At 38.2% G+C, this 536-nt stretch carries 1 protein-coding gene; it reads right to left on the bottom strand.

Annotated elements, in window-relative coordinates:
- A partial coding sequence (locus E1163_RS00105) for a hypothetical protein (RefSeq protein WP_221417858.1) occupies positions 1–496 on the bottom strand: 496 nt, incomplete at its 3' end.
- Between the last annotated feature and the right edge of the window lie 40 nt (positions 497–536).

The raw sequence follows: 536 nt of genomic DNA, 5'->3' as shown, positions 1-536 counted from the left end.
CTTCATGTGCGGTAGTTTCTACTTGCTTTTCTTCCGAGGCAGAGGCATTGACAGCTATTCTATGAGGGTCCTCCTCTGAGCCCGTCCTATCAATGAATTTTCCAAATTTGCCACCAACATCGTCCACTAATATGCCTAATATTACATTCTCTTCATTCATTCCTAAATCTACTTCTCCATGATCATTAGTAAGTTGCACTTGATAAAAATCATTGCTTTTTGATAATGTAGAAAGATTTTTCAAGTTTTCACTTGCATCATCCCCTAATTTTCTAATTGCTTTATTGACGCTTGAGGTTTTCAACTTTCCATGTTTGTTAAACTTCAAATAGCCAGCTGCTTCTTGACTTATCGTATTTCTAATAAGTTCTTGTTCGGCTTCTGTTTTTGCAATTACCTCCCTGCCGTCCGGGTCATTAAATAAGATCGGGTTATTTAATGTGAAATTATATGGAGACCATGAACTGTATTTATCTGATAAAGGATCAGGACTCAACCACCTGCTTATCACCTGCGGCTCTAACGTAGCCTCGGAA

The organism is Fulvivirga kasyanovii (assembly GCF_009711405.1).
GTDB lineage: Bacteria > Bacteroidota > Bacteroidia > Cytophagales > Cyclobacteriaceae > Fulvivirga > Fulvivirga kasyanovii.
The sequence above is the reverse complement of the archived record's forward strand: the minus strand, read 5'-3'. Positions and strand labels throughout refer to the sequence as shown.